The organism is Emticicia sp. GW821-FHT11C11 (assembly GCF_058808615.1).
On sequence record NZ_JBXARV010000001.1, the window covers coordinates 1554351 to 1572840 of the forward strand.

The following is an 18490-nucleotide window of genomic DNA, read 5'->3' on the forward strand; positions in this document are numbered from 1 at the left end:
TTGTAGATGCAGATTTGTAAAGCAGGGTTGCGTCATAAAAAAATAAGTCCTCTTTGCGGAGGACTTATTCGTTACTGACTTTATGAACTCAGACGTTACATGAACTTGAAGTTGTACGATAACGATACAATAGGGGCCCCAAACACCACCAGTTTGTATGCTGAAACGGCTGAGCCTTGTGTACGTATAAACACTGAGTAGGCGTTTTTCTTGCCATAGAGGTTAAATACGGTAAATGTCCAGTTACCTTTAAAGCGTTTATCTTTCATGCTGGGCTGATAGATGTTCCAGGCAAAATCAAGGCGGTGGTAGTCGGGTAGGCGGGCATTGTTACGCACACCATAATAAGGATAGCTTGTTCCCTGATAAATTATAAAACCTTCAGGCATGGTGAATGGCCGGCCTGTACTGTATGAGAAGTTGAACGAGAAATCGTGGTGTTTACCCTGATTAATTATAACTGAAGCATTGAATGAGTGCGGGCGGTCATAGTTGGCCGCATACCATTTACCGAAATTTATCTGCTCGCCAAAAGTGGTTCCTTCCGATACCCTATTCAATGAGCGCGAATAAGTATAGTTTACCCAGCCGGTCAGCTCACCTTTTTTCTTCGAAAACATCAGTTCCAAACCGTAAGAACGGTTTTTACCTTGTAGCAACTGCATTTCAGGATGAGAATCCAATAAGAAATCGGCACCCGGTTTGTAATCAATAATATTGTTGGTGAGGCGATAATAGCCTTCCATCGAGACCTCATATATATTACCCGGTAAGTTGTGGAATATACCTGCCGCTACTAATGAACTTACCTGCGGACTGATGTTTCGGTCAGAAGTTTTCCATCTTGAAGTAGGCAACGGCGTAGTTGTATTGGTAACTACCTGCATGTATTGGCGCATAATATTATAGCCCACCTTAATAGAGGTCTTGTCACTTATAGAGTACTTTAAACCAACTCTGGGCTCAAAGCCACCGTATGATTGAATGACCTTGCCTTTCGCATAAGAGATCGTATCACGAACAGATAAAGCATCTTTAGGTTCGTTGGGTTCATAAATCTGAACATCGGCAGGCCCCAAGGCATAAAATTGGGAGTATCGCACACCTAGCGAGAAAGTGACTTTTGGTGAAAATGTGATTTCATCTTCTGCATAGATTCCTGTTTCAAGCGAATACTCATTAGGTGTTTTCAATGCTAAAACACTACGGCTGGTTCCGGGTTGCAATTCTCCGGGGCCGATTTTGTATTTAGTAGCACTAAGCCCTGCTTCTATATTGTGTTTGGCAGAATTAAAATTAATGTTGGTTTTGGCTTGTTTGTAATCGATGTCAGACAATAACACCACTTTATTATCAGAGTTAAGTTCCGGCAATAAGGTTTTAGGTATGTAGTATGCCGAAACCACAGTTGTCTGCAGATTCACTTTGGGTGAAATAGCATAAAACCAACGGGCTGAGAAACTTCTGCTTCGGTAATCATATTGGGTTGAAGTAGCATTAATATTACCAATTCCACCCAATAATTCGGTCTGGAAAAAGTCTTTGCTATAGTAGCCGGAAGCCGTAAAGGTATTTTTACTGTTCACCCGCCAGAAAACTTTGCCTACAAAGTCAGCAAAATTAGCTTTGATATTGTCTAGTTTTTTAGAGGCAATAGGTAAAAGGAAATCGTTATAAGAAGCTCTCCCTGATATAATTATACCCAATTTATCTTTTATAACAGGCATATCGAGAGTTAAACGGTTTGATACCAGACTGATACCTCCGTTCATTTTAAACTTGTCTAACGAAGGTTGGGTCAGTGTCACATCCATTACAGAAGCGGCTCTTCCTCCAAAACGGGCAGGGGTATTACCTTTGTAAACTTCAATGCCTGAAGCCGCCTCAGACGGGAACGCCGTAAATAATCCAAACATGTGAGTAGGATTGAAAATCGGGATGTCGTCCAACAATAGCAGATTCTGGTCAGTAGTACCTCCTCTGATGTTAACCCCGTTAGAAGCCTCTCCGACACTGGTTACGCCGGGCAGCATTTGCAGACCTCGCAGAATATCTATTTCACCAACAGCCGCAGGGAGTTTTCGCAGCGTTTTAATGTTCAACTGAGTCACACCTAGCAAAGGCCGCTGAATATTGGCTTCAACACCTTTGCTTGATACAATTACTTCTTCCAGTTCGTTTTCTACACGACCCATATAATAATTGCGGGTAATATCTGAATTGATCCTTAAAGCATCCCTAACCGGGCGATAACCAACAAATTTGACGGTTACGGCGTGTTCGCCGTATGGGATGTTTATGTCAAAAAAACCATTTTCATTGGTAACTGCTCCGAATTTTCCATAATCAACATTGATAGATGCTTTGGCAAGAGGCTTACCATCAAGAGTATCTCTGACATAGCCACTAAATCGGTAATAGACCTGGGCCTGTGCAGCTATACTAAAGAGCAGAAATGAACTTATGAAATAAAGTTTTTTCATTGTTTGAAATTGAATATGGGAAAAATCAGTTTTTAGTTTTAATACCCTGTTTTTACCTTATTTTGAGGCAGGGTTTGTTCTCTGAATTACATAAAATCAACGGCTACCTGCCCGGTTCGTGGGGCGTACTTTGCATTTATTTGAAACAGTCTGTTCAATCAATCCAACCATCTGGTTTAGACGGTGTACGGTATTTTTCTTCTAGACATGGAGCCAAAGGCGGGCGTCGGGGATCACCGGTGGAGGGCTCCAATGCAATTGGTCGATCTAAAAGTCCTAAAGGTCTGGCTAATCCGGTGGCATTTTCACGTCCCAACCAGTATCTTACAGAGCGTACACTTGTTACCATAAAAAAACCTGCAACGGGCTCGTCAGACTTATTAATATTTTTTACATTACCTATAATAGCAGCAGGAGGCGTGTCTACAAGACTTCCGTTATTTTGTACCTGATTGGCCAGTAATTTCAGGTATTGATAAGCATTTGCCGAAATAGATTGTTGTTGTATCTCCATCAATGCTCCGTAAGAAGCATAGTAAGGTATTTTTCCTACCAGTCTTCCAATAATCGGTTTGCCGTCAGAATACACATCACTTGCAACATTCAGGTCTTTATTGTAAAAAATCTGCCAGCATTGGCCTAAACAGTTATAATCATAGGTTACATTAGAAAACGCGGGCTCAATTTTACATTGTCCCGGATATGGTGTATTGAAAAAACGACCATTCATACAAGTGGCACAAATGCTTTGTCTTTCCCATAGCCTCCAGCTCCACATGTAGTTGTTTTTCTCATCAGCAGGATCTTCTGAATCTATGTATACATAATGAGCCGGGGTAGTCCCTAACGGTGTTTCGATTCCATCGATTCTGAATTCGTCATATACATTTGTTATGTCAGAAACCACACTCTGGCGTTCTTCTGCCGATTCATATCGGGTGCCGTCAGTTTTTTGGAAAGATAATTTATATCTGTCGCCTATTCTGGTATGAAAAGATATGGGCAGAATATAAATCCCTCCGGCCCGTTCACTAAGCGGAACTCTTTCGGTGTCATTTACGATAATTTCTACTTTTGCGCCGGTCACAGGTATTGTATAGACAGAGTGGCTGCTACTGAGTGACTCTACGATTTTTACAGTCTGTTCCTCGGCTAAATCAGTAATTGTAGCATCGATTGTTAGAATTTTGTGTTCTTGCTGAACGTTCAGATTGTAGGGTTCTACACAAGCATAAAACATTAAACAGATACATAGTAGGGTTACGAAATTTTTGCTTCTTAGCATTGTGTTAATTATAAATATATTGTCTCTTAATTGATCCAACCTTCTGGTTCGGTATTGGCCCTGTACCTGCCCGGAACACACGGAGCCATTGGTGGCCTGGGTGGGTCCGGCGGTATTGAACCGGGCTCATAATTGAGCTTGTGGCCTAATATACCTGTGGGTACTACGCCGGTATCTTTGGCATTTTTGCGGTCCAGCCAGTATCTGACCTTACGAACGCCTGTTACCATAAAAAAACCGGCAATTTCTTCATCAGCATCAGTTACATTCCTGATATTTCCGATCACCGGAGCAGGAGGAGTATCTACCAGGCTTCCTGTTGTCTGGGTCTGATCTGACAGTATTTTCAGGTACCTGTATGCCGCAGGAGTAACCGATTGCTGCTTGATTTCAAGCAATGCGCCTTCTTCTGAATAATAGGGTATTTTTGCTACCAATCTTCCTATAATGGGTTTGCCATTACTGAATATGTCGCTGAATACATTCATGTTGTGACTATAAAAAATATCCCAGCATTTGTTGTCGCAGGCATAATCAAAATAGGGCACATCTTTATATCTTTCTTCTTTCACACAGTCGCCATAAGGTGGCGGGGAAGTGAAATACCTGCCATAACTGCACGATTTACAGATAATCTGCCTTTCCCATAGTGTCCACGACCACACATAATTATTCTTTTCATCTACAGGGTCTTGTGTATCTATGTATACAAGGCTTGCTGCGTCATGACCGGCCATTGTTTCCTGTCCGTCACGCCTGAATTCGTCATAAACCCTTGTAATTTCAGGTACAGTGGTCATCACTTCCTCTCCTGACTCATATTTAGTTCCGTCTGATTTCTCAAACAGAAGCCGATAAACGCTGCCAACCTTAACTTTAAAAGAAACAGGTAGTGCATAGATACCGGGACTTTTTTCTGTCAATACTATTCTTTCCGACTTGTTAACCAGCACTTCAACTTTTAAATTACGAACCGGAAAAGAGTAAACCACGCTATTGCGGCTCTCAGATTCGGTAATAGAGAAAGTTTGTTCCTCATTCGTATCATTAATGGTAGCATCTACCGTGAGTATTTTTCTTCCATGTGGAAAGGTTATCTCGTATGGCTCTATGCACGAACACGCCCATAAAGCTGTCGCCAGAATTAACCATGTTTTTTTAATGATCATTTTAAAAATGTCTGTTGTGTGTTAATTTATCCAACCTTCCGGTTTTGTTGGTGTGCGGGTTGGCCCTTCAATGCAAGGGTAAGGAAAAAAAACTGATGGAATATTGGGAATACGCCCTAATAAACCTATTGGTGATGCTTTACCGTGGCCATTCTCCCGGCTTATCCAGTATTTGTTAATTACAGTGCTTGCTACTGAAAAGACACCGGTTACAGGCTCATCGGGATTACTCAGATTTTTAATGTTGCCCACTATGGCGGCAGGAGGGGTGTCAACCAGTGTACCATTGGTCTGTTGTTGGTCACCCAATAATTTAAAATACTTATACACTTTTTCTGATACCGCCTGTTGTTTGATTTCAAGAAGTGCTCCGTCGTACGAATAAAAAGGTATTTTAGCTATTAATTTTCCTGTTACCTGTTTTCCGTTTGAAAAAATATCACTGTATACATTAAAATCTTTGTTAGCGAGTATTTCCCAGCATTTGGCATTGCAAGGGAAATCGTAATAATCTGTTCTGCAAATTTTCTGATCCTCCCATAATTTCCATGTCCATATGTAAAAATCAGTTGTAGACGGGTTATCCTTAAAGTTTAAAAATACGTAATTAGCGGGGATATCGCCGAAGGTACCCTTTAATCCGGCCACCTCAAATTCATCAAAAACCCTGTCGATGGCAGGCACTTTGGTTGTCTTTTCGTCACTCGACTCATAGATAGTCCCGTCTGGTTTCTGGAATCGTAGTTTATAGGTATTGCCGGTTTCGATGCGAAACCCAAATGGCAATGCATAAACACCACTCTGTTGTTCAGTCAGGCTGACTTTCTCAGTACCATTTATAATAATCTCAACTTTTAGTTTTGAAACCGGCGTATTATAGATATTGTCGTAAAAATTATTGGTTTGGTTAATCCGGATTGTTTGAGCAGCATCTATGTCATTTAACGTTGCTTCAACTACCAGATATTGCCGGTCTTTGGGGATTGCAATTTTAAACGGCTCTACGCAGGAAGCCGTCATTAGCACCAAAATAACCAGCAAAGTTTTAAAATATCTAACCATTTCAATAATTAAGATCAACTAAATGAAATGCAATTATTACAAATGTAAATATTCAAAGACAGATTAGAAATTAATAATGTGCCGCGGGGGTATTTAATAGATGAAATGCCTGAATGAGCCGTTGAAAAGTCTCTTTTGTATTGTTATGTCAAAAATCTGCCTGAAAACTCAAAACAGGTACAAAGCCGTTGCCAGTTTTACGGGTTTCCAGCCTGTTTGCCACGCTATTATACTGTATACTGGTTGTATTAATTTTGTTGGTAGCATTCTGAACGTCCAACGATACCACCGTGGCATATTTACGCCTGTTGGAACGATATGAAACCCTGCCGTCAATACGGAAATAAGCAGGCGCCTGCAATGAAAAATCGGCGCCTTTACGCATAACGTAGGCTTTCTGATTAGCAGACTCCGTTTCATCAAGTGGTGTGTATCTGAATCCGCCGTTGTAAATTGATCTTGCTCCAATTTGAAAAACCGAGCCGTTTTTGAAGGTGAATTCGCGACCCAAAGTAAGGGCAGTACTGAAAACATCGTTGAATGACGAATTGTAGGTTTTGCCATCAATGGTTTGATAGCTGGCATCAAATAATGAGCCTGTTGCAAGCAAGTAGTATTTTTTTGAAAAGAATCGTTCAATGGCTAAGTCGACACCGTAGTTTTTTCCTTTCCCTTTGCTGACGGTAGTGAATTCGGGGAAATAGTCAGAGTAGTTGAGCATCCAATAAGATGAACCGGCTTTGGGTTCTACCGGAATTTTACTTAGTGTCTGATAATAGGTTTCGGCCGAAAATTTCCAAAGGCTTGGAGTAATGTAACTGTAGCTCAGAATAAAATGATTGGAACGCGCGAAAGAAAGATGCCGGTTTGGTCGGGACTCGGTAATTACTCCGGCTACCGTATCTCTTTTGGTATAAAAATAGGCACTCATGGGTAGTAACTGTGCATATAAACCATAAGCAAGGCTGATTGTGTGCGCATTGGGCGTACGATATTGTATCGACAGACGGGGTTCTAACGACGATGTATTATTCAAAAACAGGTACATACTATGCAGGCCGGCATTCAGAGTTAGTCCTTCGCCAAGATTTTGCACCAGCTGAGCATAGACCTGAGCTGTTTGGGTGTTTCCGCTACCACTAACTGAAACCTGTCTTCCGGCGTTTAGTTGATTTATATCAGTAACAGAATTGCGCGGGGCCGTTTCTTTAAAAAAATTGAAATCAATGTAGTTAAGAATAACACCGGTTTTTAATCTGGTTTTGCTGCTGAATTTGTAATTGTAACTCAATGACCCCGCCAGCCTCAATTCAGAGAATTGCTGAGTGTCATACCTGAATCTTTCATCGTTAAGATTAAGTGTATCTGAATTGCGCCTGATTGAGCTCCCTATGACTGACACTACATATTTGAGCGAAGATTTTTCGTTGATGTTACTCGTATGAGTTAAGCCCAGGGCTCCCATATTGGCCGGCCTTAGGCGGTCTTCCCAGTTGTCAGGTTTGCCCATTACCCGATCTTCAGGGTTTTCAACCGGAAAATAGTGCTCGGTACTAAGCCCACCCAAACCAAATATTGTAGTGGTTTTCTTGCCATCTTTGCTATGAAATGCCAGATTGAACGATAAATCCTGAAAAAGATTAGATACCCGCTCACCTACCAGATAGAACCCCATCTGGCTCAATAAACCTAAAGTTGAGTAGCGATAATTGACCAGATAAGAGGAGCGACCCTTGGTAATAGGGCCTTCAGTCGAGAAATCAAGACCCAGCAGCCCGATTTTGGTTCGGTATTCTCGTTTTTGTTGATTGCCTTCTCTGAACCGGATATCAAAAGCACCTGTAATGGCGTTTCCATATTCGGCGGGCATTCCGCCTGTGAAAAAATCAGAACGGCTCAATAGCTGAGCACTAAAAACAGTAATACCACCTCCTCCGGAGCCCGGTTGTGCAAAATGATTGGGATTGGGAATATCGATGCCTTCCAGCCGCCATAAAATGCCAAATGGTGAGTTACCTCTTACAATAATCTTGTTTTCATTTTCGTCACGCCCGGGTTTTACACCCGGATACGCCAATGCCATCCGCCCCGGGTCATTGACAGAAGCAGGAATCCGCTCGGTTTCTTCCACAGTAAAAGACCGGGAGCTTACAAAAGCCAGATCATTGACAGGCCGGCTGGTGTTCTGAGAGGCAGTTATTTTTACTTCCTGCAAATCTCCTGTTGCTTCGGCCAATTCAATGGTAAGTACCACCTCTTTTACGGAGTTCAGAATAAACTCTTCACTTGAATAGGTCTCATAACCAATAGAAGTACATTTAACAGAATGTCGTCCGATAATTACATTGGGAATCGAAAAAAGACCTGTGGCATCGGTAACCGCGCCTTGTGTGGTACCGGTAATCTGTACTGAGGCACCGATAACAGGCTGGCGTGTGATGCGGTCAATTACGCTACCCCGCACCACCTGTGTTTTGTCTTGTGCCTGAAGCAGTGTGAAACAGAAAAAAGTTAAAAGTACAGTAAAGCTTAATTTCATAGAGTAGCAGAAGGTTTTAAACAAATATATTTAATTCGGGCGAGACGAAAAAATGGAATAGTGGCCAGATATAAAATTCAGAATTGATTCTGTTTACTCGAAATATTTATCGATATTATATTGCGAATACCGTTACTTGTTTTTAATTTAAAGCTACGTTTAAGAATTAAAACTGTGTATTAACTATTCACTTTTTTATTGTAATGAATAAAATGATTACCTCTGAAAACGCAAATGAATTTTCGTCTGCAAAAGAATTAAAGTTACAGCCTAAAAAAGAATGGACAACTGAAAACGCAAATGAATTTTCGTCTACAAAAGAATTAAAGTTAGAGCCTAAAAAAGAATGGACAACCCCTGAAATTGTAAAACTGAGTATTCAAGGTGGTACTGGTGATCAAGTAGAAAGTAATGAGGGCTTTTATGACTCATGAGCTAAATCTTTTTCTGTTTCTAATGAAATGAAATAGTCAAGATAATAACGCCTTAATAGAAAATGGTCCATCTCATCTGCCTGGAGTTTGAGTTTTGAAATAGGCTCAAACATTTGCAGGTAATCGTTTTCTTTGTAGTCTTTCAAGTCTTCCAATTGCTTCTTATACCAGTACTCGTTGAATGCCAATGTTTTGGCTCCATTATATTTTGGCTGTAAACGTACTTTTTCCGGTAGGATGGTTTGACATATATTCCGGAATAAGGCACGGGTATGCGGATTCGGCTTAAACATTTCGATAGGTAAACTGTAGACCAATTCCAGTAATCGAATATCTGCCAATGGATAAGCCGTTTCCATACCATATTGGAGCGCATAGGCTCCTTCTGACTCAAAACGATGGCACAGATGTGGTTTTGAAATGCCATTTTTCAGATATTCCTTGAAAGATGAGTGAAACTTATAATAGTTTTTATCCATCTTTAGCAACCTGTGGAACTCTGAATCACGACGCAGCATGTTTTGTCTTTTTAGCTTTTTTTGAAGTGAAAGATGCGTAGCTCCATTCATTTTATACCAGTAATAGAGGATTATCTTCTTCAAGCGGAACCACTGTGTACCATTCAGCATCCGGAAAGCTTTCAGAAATCTTTTTTCAGCCATATACTCAAAATAGAATCTTGAGCCGTAGTTTGACACGCCCTCATCGCCAGAAAACCCACTTATCATAACTCCTATATTTTGCTGCCAGGCCTGCCCGAAAAGCGAATCCTGCCAGATACAGTCAAAATTTGCGTATCCGCCCATGACCTTATAGCTGACAGACAATTGCTCGAAGACATCTTTATAATAAAAATCTTCAATAGGAGTATGATTCTCCTTTCTGAAAGGGGCATGATTCAATATTTCCTGTTGTGTGCCCTGCTCGTCGATTCCTTTTTCAGAATAAGCTCTGGTTTTGTCTGATAACACAAAAGAATATGTATAGAGTCTGCTCGTATCATAATGTCTGGCCAGCAACACAGCGATGGCCGATGAATCGAGCCCGCCACTCAGCTGACAGCCTACATTTTTTATAGTTCTTGTTCTGCAAAGCACTGCTTCTGTGAGCCTTTTGCGTAGCTCTTCAAGAAAATCATCTTCTGTCTTAAAAGCCGAAACATCAATAGCTTTGAGTTCCCAATATTGTTTTTCTGTCGATAGAGACTCATCGCTTTTATCAAAAAGAATATAATGCGCCGGTTTCAACCTTCTGATATCATTATAAAAGGTGTCTTCATGGCTGGGATAAAAGTGTTTCAATTCTTTAGCAATAAGCAATTCATTAAGTTTGAAATGAATCGAATTAATTGACTTAATAGCAGATATGCTTGTAGAAAACAGAAGAACGTTCTCATTTCTAAAATAAAACAGAGGCCGGACACCCAGCGGGTCTTTAGCCATGAAAAGTTTTTGTTCCTGGATATCCCATACAACCATCGAAAAATCGCCCAGGAGGTGTTTGACACAGTCTTCCTGATAACAAACAAATGCTTTCAATAAGTATTCATGGTCGCTTTGCGTATCAGTCAATTCTAATTTCAGAGCCAGCTCTTTCCGGTTGTCAAGCCTGCAGGTAGCTGCAAGTATATAGCGTTCGTTTCTGCATATCAAGGGAGTATTTACAGATTCGGGCATGCTGTGCAGCAGTTTGTTATATATGTAGATTTTATCGGTTTTATAAACTCCTGTTTCATCTCCGCCGAAATACGCCATACTTTCGTTCATCTGTGTGGCAATAGTTTCTATATTCAGCGAATTATTTAATAAGATGCCTCCAAAAAAATGTGACATTACGTGTAATTGTAATTTAGAATATGCAATTTTAGTTAAGAGTTGGTATAATACCCTATCTTGTACTCATATATTTCTTAATCAGGTATATGACCGTATGGAGTAATACATTTAAACACGAAGCTGATATTATACGCGTATAGTAACCTTCGTTTAGCCTTTTATTTTTAGATGGACTATTCTGAAATAAATGTGAAGCTTTATTGTAAAAAGTAACCCCTTATTTTTACTTTGCAGGATCATTTAATATATAAACTGCACATTCAATACATCTTTAAATAAAATGGATAAAGCACTTACGGTCGAAAAGATAGAATTATCAGCATCTGAACAAGATTTGAAGTCACAATTAAAAAAAGAGTGGGTAACTCCTGAAATAATAAAACTGGAAGTTAAAGGAGGAGTTGCAATAAATCTGGAGTTCTATTCTGGCTACCATTCTAACTCTTAATACTTTTCACAATTGCTTACAGACAACGGCTCAAAAGATTTTTATATTAGAAATCTTTATAGGAATATTATTCTTTTTTTTAGCGATGCGCGCTTCAGGATATCCTGACGCCATGCTATTTCACTTTGAATAATTTAAACATCAGCCACGCTAAACCATCATGAAAAAAATTTACCTGTTTGTTGTTTTCTGTCTTGTTTTTACTGCCGTTTTTTCTCAAAACTCTATACCCCGTATTTTGACTGAACGAGAACGGGCAATTGTAACAGATGAAATTCTGGAAGACCGGATGACCAATCTGTTGCCACAACTGATGCGGAATGAAGGTATTGATATGTGGGTGTTGATTTCGAGAGAATATAACGAAGACCCTGTTATGAAAACCATGTTGCCTTCTGTGTGGCTTTCGGCGCGCAGGCGCACTATGATGGTATTCTTTGATAAGGGACCGAAAGAAGGAGTAGAACGCCTGGCTATTGCGCGCTATGATGTGGGCAATTTATTGAAAGGAGAATGGGACCTGAATACAAATCCTGACCAGTGGGATGCGCTGATAAAAGTAATTAAAGAGAAAAACCCTAAGAAAATTGGCCTCAATTTTTCGAAATATTATGCGCATGCAGATGGACTGACTTTTACCGAGCATCAGGAGTTTATGGAAAAGCTACCTGCTGATTTGCATGGAAAAATAGTTTCAGCCTCGAATCTGGCTGTAAACTGGTTGGAAACCCGCACAACGCGTGAAATGATAATTTATCAGCAGATATGCCGGATATCGCATGAAATTATTCAGGAGGCTTTTTCAGATAAAGTCATTCAGCCGGGTATTACCACAACCGACGATGTAGTGTGGTGGATGCGGCAGAGAGTAACAGATTTGGGATTGGAAACATGGTTTCACCCAACGGTAGATATTCAGCGGTTAGACCCTGAGAATTTCGACCATCTCCGTACATTTTCAAAAAGACCACAAAAGCAAGTGATCATGCCCGGAGATTTGCTTCATTGTGATTTCGGAATCACTTATTTGCGCCTGAATACCGACCAGCAACAACATGCTTATATGCTGAAACCCGGCGAAACAGAAGTGCCGGAGTTTTTGAAGAAGGCTTTCAGACAAGGCAATCAGTTGCAGGAGAATCTGACAGATAATTTCAAGGCCGGATTAACAGGAAACGAGATTCTTGCAAAGGCACTGGAGCAATCGAAAAAAGCCGGGTTGAAAGGGACTATCTATACGCATCCTATCGGCAACCACGGGCATGCTGCCGGGCCCACCATTGGTATGTGGGATAACCAGGGTAAAACCATTGGAAGTGGAGATTACCCTCTCAATTTCAACACTGCCTATTCAATAGAACTGAATGTATCGGTCGATTTGACAGAGTGGAAGAAACCCATCAGAATAATGTTGGAAGAAGACGGATTTTTTGATGATAAAGGATTCAGGTATATAGACGGCCGACAGACAGAAATAATTCCGATTCCCAGAGTACTCAGCCATGTGAAATAACAAAAAAGAAATAGGTAAAGATAATTTCAATCTTTACCTATTTTATTATTATGAATCCCAAAGCTAAGAAATGCGGGTTATTCCGGTTTTATAAAAATAGGTCATCATGTAAATACCGTCTGATTGAAAGTGGTAACTTATGCTGCAGAAATTAGTCCGGAACAATAAAAACTGTTATTTATCTGCACATTCAATCATTTTCTGACTTATTTTTAATGTTACAATGCTTGCATTAAATTGCTATTAACTATCATACAATGTTAGCCTATAAATCCTTTTTGACCTTGAAATGTGCCTTAATTCTTTCTTAGAAATAAATTAAAAAAAAATAAATGGCTTAAATCAATAATTTTAGCGTTGTATCTTTGAATAAGCATAACACCCACACGAAAAACTTTTACCTATGGTAGTCAAGCTGTAGATTGACATAATTAGACTAAAGCATTGATTTAAAAAAGAATAATTTTAAAGATTCAGAAAGGAAATGTCGGTAAAGAAAATTCTGGTAATTGAAGATGATCAACGAATCGCTCAATTACTTACCCGTGGCTTAAGCAACAAGGGTTTTGAGATAGAGGTGGCACATAATGGTACTTTGGGGCTAAAAAGAGCAGAATCAATAGATTTTGATCTGATAATTTTAGATATTAATCTGCCCGAAATGAACGGATTTGATGTGTGCAAGAATCTTAGGGCTGTTAAACCGAATTTGCCGATTTTGATGCTTACGGCTATGAGCGAAATTGAAGATAAAATTGAAGGATTTGAAGCCGGTGCCGATGATTATATTGTAAAGCCGTTCGATTTCAGAGAGTTATACCACCGGGTTATGGTTGCTTTAAAACACAGCAATTCAGAACCTGAAAACGTAGGAAATACTGTAAGAATTGCAGATCTGGAGATTTTTCTTGACAGCAAGCTGGTGAAAAGAGCCGGTAAAGAAATAAGACTGACCGCCCGGGAATATGATTTTCTGCTGTTTTTGGTTAGGAATCAAGGGAGAATTATTTCTAAACCCGAAATAGCCACCAATGTGTGGGACATACATTTTGATACAGGTACCAACGTAATAGAGGTTTATATTAATATTCTGCGCCGTAAAATAGACAAAGGTTTCGAACCGAAGTTGATTCATACCCGCCCGGGGCTTGGTTATATGATCAGAGAAAGTGCATGAAAATACAAACCAAAATAGCAATTCAGTTCTCAATAATTGTTGCGAGCTTATTGTCGTTGTTTTCGTGGATAATTTATCAGCAATCGGCTGCATACAGAGAAGAGGAGTTTCTGGAGCGCCTTAAAAACAAGGCCCTTACAACGGCCTCTTTTTTTATCAAGGTTGATGAGATTGACAAGGCCTTGCTGAGGATTATTGACAAAAATACCCTGACAGCACTGCATGATGAGAAAGTACTGATTTTTTCAGACAAAGACGAACTGCTATACAGTAACATAGACGACATCGTGATTGATTATGATGCTGCTCTGCTCGACCGTGTAAGGGAAGCAAAATATCTGGAGCTTTCGAAAGGAGAAAATGAATCAATTGGGCTGGTTTATAACCTGCGCAAACAGAACTACGTGGTTCTGGCCTCTGCTTATGACAAGTTTGGCAAAAGTAAGCTGCAGAATCTTCGGGAAACACTTGTAATAGGTTTAATAGGCGGCATTCTGATTACGATTGTTCTAGGTGTTTTTTTCGCAGGAAATGCACTGAAGCCGGTCAATGTTTTTATTAGTAAACTGAGCACTATTACGGCTAATAACCTGAGGCAGCGCATTGACGGATATGAAAGTAAGAATGAGATAGGATTGCTGGCTGCCGCATTTAACAAGATGCTTTCAAGACTGGAGCAGTCGTTTGAACTACAGAAGAGTTTTGTTTCGCATGCATCTCATGAATTACGGACACCCCTGGCGGCGTTAAAGTCGGAGGTAGAAATTAGTCTGGACGAAAACCTTACTATTGATCAGCACAGGGGCATTTTGAAGAATATCCGCCACGATATTAATAGGTTAATCAACCTTTCGAATGGCTTGTTGCAGATTGTCCGTCCGTTTAAGTCGCCACTGATCAATTTTGGTGAAGTGCGTATCGATGATATTATTTTTCAGGCGCAGGATGAATTAAGTCTCAGTAAGCCGGAGTACCGGATTACCGTGAAGTATGCACAGGAACCTGAAAATGAGTATTCAATTATTGTTTTCGGAAATGAAGCCTTACTGAAAACCACCTTTATAAACCTGATTGATAACGCCTGTAAGTATTCGCCGTTGCAACAGGCAGAAATAAGCATAGACTTTACCAAAACGCATACCCTTGTGAGTATTAAAGACGAAGGAATAGGAATACCAAAGGAAGACCTGGATTCTATTTTTGAACCCTTTTATCGTTCTAAAAATGCACTGAATATTTCCGGATTTGGTATAGGCCTTTCGGTTTGCAGCAAAATAGTAGAGTTGCATAAAGGTAAAATAAGCATTCAGAGTGAACTTAATGCAGGTACCAGGGTAACAGTGCAATTACCGAATGCCGACGATACACTGGTTTGAGTTTTAATCTGCGGTTAAATATTTAATCCTCGTTTAATTCTGACTTATAATGGTTTTAATGCTTACGAACGAAATTTGTTATAGAAAGTTCGCCGGTCTGACGAACAAGCTATCAATCGTAAACAAGTAAAAACATGAAAAAGTCAATCTCATTAGCAACTTTAGCAGTTGCTATACTTTTCGCCCCTGTTACGTTTGCCAAGGGAGGTCAGCAGATCCCCAAAGAAAAATCGGCTAAAGTAGAAAAGAAAGAAGCCAAGAGTGATCAGAAAACAGTAGACACTGCTAAAAAGCACCACAAAAAAGAAAAGAAAGATTGATTGTTGAAGGGCTACCAATACAGGTAGCCTTTTATATTTTAATGCCTTCGCTATCGAATCGTTTTTTTATTTCCAGCAGCAAGTCAGATTTCATAGTTAGGGCTCTGGCAGAAGATTTACACCAGACACTCAGCCGCAGGGTAATCCACGAGTCTGATAGGTCAACTGCCTGTACCAGCAGGGGTTTAAACTCACTGTTGGGTTCTTCAGGCAATTCTGTTTGAGCCGCGCTATAAAAATCAGGATGTGCCATTGCAATTTCCTTAAGCAAAGCTACGGCGCGATCCACATCATCGGTCATGATTTTTATATTGATAAGATTACAAGCCTTATCATCTATAATGGTAGCGTTGATTACGTAATCTCTGGCAATAACAGCATTCGGAACAATGATGTGTCCGTTTTCAGGATTACTGATAACTGTGTATTGCATCGTGATATCTACCACGATGCCCTGATTACCATTCGGCAGTTTGATGGAATCGCCGATGCGGAAAGGTTTAGAGACAATAATAAAAATACCACTCACAATATTGCCCAGTGTTTGCTGCGTTGCCAAACCTATTACCACCGACAAAATACCCGCGCTGGCCCAAAGGGTAGTGGCCAATTTTTCTAAGCCCGGTATCAGATGAACGACAGCAATGAGCGCCAAAGCGAAAATAACAAAACTGGCAGCATTTTTCAGAAAACTGAAAGTAGTGGCATTGATGCGTAAATTGTGCGAATTTCGCCTTGCATACCTGTTTAATGCCTTGCGCGCCACCTGCGACACTATCAACGCAGCAATAAGAATGATGATGATACTTACCGAATGGAAGAAATCAAGAAAGAAACCCTTCATGCAATTTTGGATATAAATCAATATCGCAAAATTAAGTGAAGCAATCTTAAATTGCTAACCCGGCAGGCATTGTTTATTCAGTGGCTGCTAACACCTTAATACTTACCACTTCGCGTATCCATCGGGCATGTTTTTTGTCTTTAGGCACCACAAAACGGAAAGGCCCTTCGCCTTTTGGTAGGGGTTGGCCGTCTACTTTGTCGGCCACGATAATAATCTGGTCGGTAAATTCGGGGTCTAATTCAGGCAGGGCAAAAATAACCTGATACCCATCAGTAGCTTTAGCTATTACATATTTTGTCAGATTTTTTCCTCTGAGCTGTCCACCTGACGGGGCGCCGGCCTGCTTCAGAATTTCAGATAAAGCAACACCGCCGAACACATGTTCCTTGCCGTCTTTATCTTTACCTTTTACTTCAACATGAGGCAATTTCGAGAAATCATTCTCGGTAAATGTCAATGGTTTTTCAATGTCTCCTTCTACTTTTAGTGTGTTTGTCTGGGCATATGCAAAACCCGGAATAAGCAACAAAATAACCAGGATAAAGAAAGAGCCGGAAAGTAAATGTTTCTTCATGGTAGGATTACTAGTTAAACGTTATGTTTTTGAAAATATAGCGTTCAAATATAGAAGTTTTCCTGCAAAGACCATAATGGTAATGATTTTAATTAATCAGGTGATTTCAATCTTTCTTTCTGCTATTTTTGCGCAAGAGAGTTTTATTTTAAACAGACAAGAATGAAAGAGTTACTCTCCGTTACTGAAAATATTAAAGTAGCCGGAAGTATCTGGATTGAGCAAGCCGATGGTTCGGAAAGGTATCTGGGTAAGGGGCGTATTCAGTTAATGGAACTGATAATTGAACATGGTTCTATTTCTAAAGCTGCTCTGGCCATGCGGATGTCGTACAAAAGAGCCTGGGATTTGATTACTTCCATGAACACGCAGTCCGGACAACCACTGGTTATTACTCAGGTAGGAGGGAAGCAGGGTGGTGGAGCCGTTGTAACTGAGTGGGGCCTGCAAGCCATGGCGTCCTATAAGGCATTGCAGGTACGTTTCGAAGAATTTATGAGGCAGGAAACTCAAAAATTATCGGAGTGATTATTTTCCGGCCTTAATTAAAATATACATATTGCGTTATGTTTCAATAAATATAACGATTTATTAGCAACCATAATGGAATCCTCTTTCTACCTGCTTCTTTTTCTGATGGCCGTTGTGGCGTTTCTTTATTCTTCTGTGGGGCACGGAGGGGCAAGCGGGTATCTGGCAGTAATGGCATTGATAGGAGTGGCACCGTCTATGATGAAATCGTCGGCATTGGTAATGAATCTGGCGGTTTCGCTATTCTCTTTTATAGGGTTCTACAGGGCGGGGCATTTCAAATTCAATCTGTTTTTCCCCTTTGCGCTAGCGAGTATCCCGATGGCTTATCTTGGAGGAACCATGACATTGCCTGACAACATCTATAAAAAAATTCTGGCAGCCTGCATTTTTATTTCCATTGCACGTTTGTTGTACCAGTTCCGCACCGAAGAAACCCCCAACCGCCCAGTGCCGTTGTGGGCAAGTCTGTTTTCCGGAGCCGCAATCGGGCTGCTATCGGGTATGATAGGTATTGGTGGTGGTATCATTTTAAGTCCATTAATGTTGCTGATGCATTGGGCCAAACTGAAAGAAACCGCAGCGGTATCAGCCCTGTTTATCTTCGTTAATTCGCTTTCGGGTTTGTATGGCCAATTATCAAAAGGAGGTATCCACCTTACACCAGACCTGCAATGGGCAGTAGGAGCCACCATTATAGGCGGTTTGCTGGGTTCTTATTTTGGCAGTCAACGTTTCAATATTCCTACACTCAGGTATCTGCTGGCCTTCGGCCTTATCATTGCCTGTCTGAAACTTTTCTTTACCTGATTACCGGCTCAACAAATCAATTTCTCCTTTTTTATCCGGGAAATACCAAAAGGTTTCCGGAAGCTGTTATCTTTGTCCCCGAATTTA

Annotated in this window: 16 protein-coding genes; 8 read left to right on the plus strand and 8 right to left on the minus strand. The window is 40.5% G+C overall.

Annotation, left to right across the window (positions count from 1 at the left end):
• Nucleotides 1-95: 95 nt before the first annotated feature.
• The 5 genes from AC1RRY_RS06625 to AC1RRY_RS06645 all read right to left on the minus strand — a co-directional run bounded on the left by AC1RRY_RS06625 (nucleotide 96) and on the right by AC1RRY_RS06645 (nucleotide 8538).
• A complete protein-coding gene (locus AC1RRY_RS06625) occupies nucleotides 96-2483 on the minus strand; it encodes a TonB-dependent receptor (RefSeq protein WP_492817189.1) in 2388 nt (795 codons plus the stop codon).
• A 154-nt stretch (nucleotides 2484-2637) separates the two neighbouring features.
• Nucleotides 2638-3768 (minus strand): DUF4249 domain-containing protein, encoded by a 1131-nt coding sequence (locus AC1RRY_RS06630; RefSeq protein WP_492817187.1) that lies wholly within the window; start codon nucleotides 3766-3768, stop codon nucleotides 2638-2640.
• 26 nt (nucleotides 3769-3794) lie between these two features.
• On the minus strand, nucleotides 3795-4937 hold the full coding sequence (locus AC1RRY_RS06635) for a DUF4249 domain-containing protein (protein WP_492817185.1): 1143 nt from the start codon (nucleotides 4935-4937) through the stop codon (nucleotides 3795-3797).
• Nucleotides 4938-4958: 21 nt separating this feature from the next.
• Nucleotides 4959-5999 (minus strand): DUF4249 domain-containing protein, encoded by a 1041-nt coding sequence (locus tag AC1RRY_RS06640; protein WP_492817184.1) that lies wholly within the window; start codon nucleotides 5997-5999, stop codon nucleotides 4959-4961.
• 148 nt (nucleotides 6000-6147) lie between these two features.
• Nucleotides 6148-8538 carry a TonB-dependent receptor gene (locus AC1RRY_RS06645; RefSeq protein WP_492817182.1) on the minus strand — a complete coding sequence of 797 codons (2391 nt, stop codon included), beginning with the start codon at nucleotides 8536-8538 and terminating at the stop codon, nucleotides 6148-6150.
• A gap of 212 nt (nucleotides 8539-8750) precedes the next feature.
• Between AC1RRY_RS06645 and AC1RRY_RS06650 the strand changes: the two genes are divergently transcribed.
• Entirely contained in the window at nucleotides 8751-8972 is a 222-nt protein-coding gene (locus AC1RRY_RS06650; protein ID WP_492887559.1) for a hypothetical protein, read from the plus strand.
• Here AC1RRY_RS06650 and AC1RRY_RS06655 read toward each other — a convergent pair.
• Nucleotides 8960-10804, minus strand: coding sequence for an asparagine synthetase B family protein (locus AC1RRY_RS06655; RefSeq protein WP_492817178.1), 1845 nt, complete (start codon nucleotides 10802-10804; stop codon nucleotides 8960-8962). The genes AC1RRY_RS06650 and AC1RRY_RS06655 overlap by 13 nt on opposite strands.
• Before the next feature lie 283 nt (nucleotides 10805-11087).
• Between AC1RRY_RS06655 and AC1RRY_RS06660 the strand changes: the two genes are divergently transcribed.
• The 5 genes from AC1RRY_RS06660 (at nucleotide 11088) to AC1RRY_RS06680 (ending at nucleotide 15641) form a co-directional block, all read left to right on the plus strand.
• On the plus strand, nucleotides 11088-11255 hold the full coding sequence (locus AC1RRY_RS06660; RefSeq protein ID WP_492817177.1) for a hypothetical protein: 168 nt from the start codon (nucleotides 11088-11090) through the stop codon (nucleotides 11253-11255).
• A 160-nt stretch (nucleotides 11256-11415) separates the two neighbouring features.
• Nucleotides 11416-12768: a M24 family metallopeptidase gene (locus tag AC1RRY_RS06665; RefSeq protein WP_492817175.1), complete on the plus strand. Its 1353-nt coding sequence runs from the start codon at nucleotides 11416-11418 to the stop codon at nucleotides 12766-12768.
• Nucleotides 12769-13252: 484 nt separating this feature from the next.
• A complete protein-coding gene (locus AC1RRY_RS06670; protein WP_492817173.1) occupies nucleotides 13253-13945 on the plus strand; it encodes a response regulator transcription factor in 693 nt (230 codons plus the stop codon).
• On the plus strand, nucleotides 13942-15321 hold the full coding sequence (locus tag AC1RRY_RS06675; RefSeq protein WP_492817171.1) for a sensor histidine kinase: 1380 nt from the start codon (nucleotides 13942-13944) through the stop codon (nucleotides 15319-15321). Before AC1RRY_RS06670 ends, AC1RRY_RS06675 begins: the two co-directional genes overlap by 4 nt.
• Before the next feature lie 134 nt (nucleotides 15322-15455).
• The gene (locus tag AC1RRY_RS06680) at nucleotides 15456-15641 is read left to right on the plus strand and encodes a hypothetical protein (RefSeq protein WP_492817169.1); all 186 of its coding nucleotides are present in this window, start codon (nucleotides 15456-15458) and stop codon (nucleotides 15639-15641) included.
• A 31-nt stretch (nucleotides 15642-15672) separates the two neighbouring features.
• Here the strand turns inward: AC1RRY_RS06680 and AC1RRY_RS06685 are convergent, their stop codons facing one another.
• Nucleotides 15673-16485, minus strand: a complete 813-nt coding sequence (locus tag AC1RRY_RS06685) for a mechanosensitive ion channel family protein (protein ID WP_492817167.1) — start codon at nucleotides 16483-16485, stop codon at nucleotides 15673-15675.
• 73 nt (nucleotides 16486-16558) lie between these two features.
• Entirely contained in the window at nucleotides 16559-17062 is a 504-nt protein-coding gene (locus tag AC1RRY_RS06690) for a molybdopterin-dependent oxidoreductase (protein ID WP_492817165.1), read from the minus strand.
• Nucleotides 17063-17224: 162 nt separating this feature from the next.
• Between AC1RRY_RS06690 and AC1RRY_RS06695 the strand changes: the two genes are divergently transcribed.
• Both AC1RRY_RS06695 and AC1RRY_RS06700 read left to right on the plus strand, forming a co-directional pair.
• On the plus strand, nucleotides 17225-17590 hold the full coding sequence (locus tag AC1RRY_RS06695) for a winged helix-turn-helix domain-containing protein (protein ID WP_492817163.1): 366 nt from the start codon (nucleotides 17225-17227) through the stop codon (nucleotides 17588-17590).
• Between the two features lie 75 nt (nucleotides 17591-17665).
• The gene (locus AC1RRY_RS06700) at nucleotides 17666-18403 is read left to right on the plus strand and encodes a sulfite exporter TauE/SafE family protein (protein WP_492817161.1); all 738 of its coding nucleotides are present in this window, start codon (nucleotides 17666-17668) and stop codon (nucleotides 18401-18403) included.
• Nucleotides 18404-18490 lie beyond the last annotated feature (87 nt).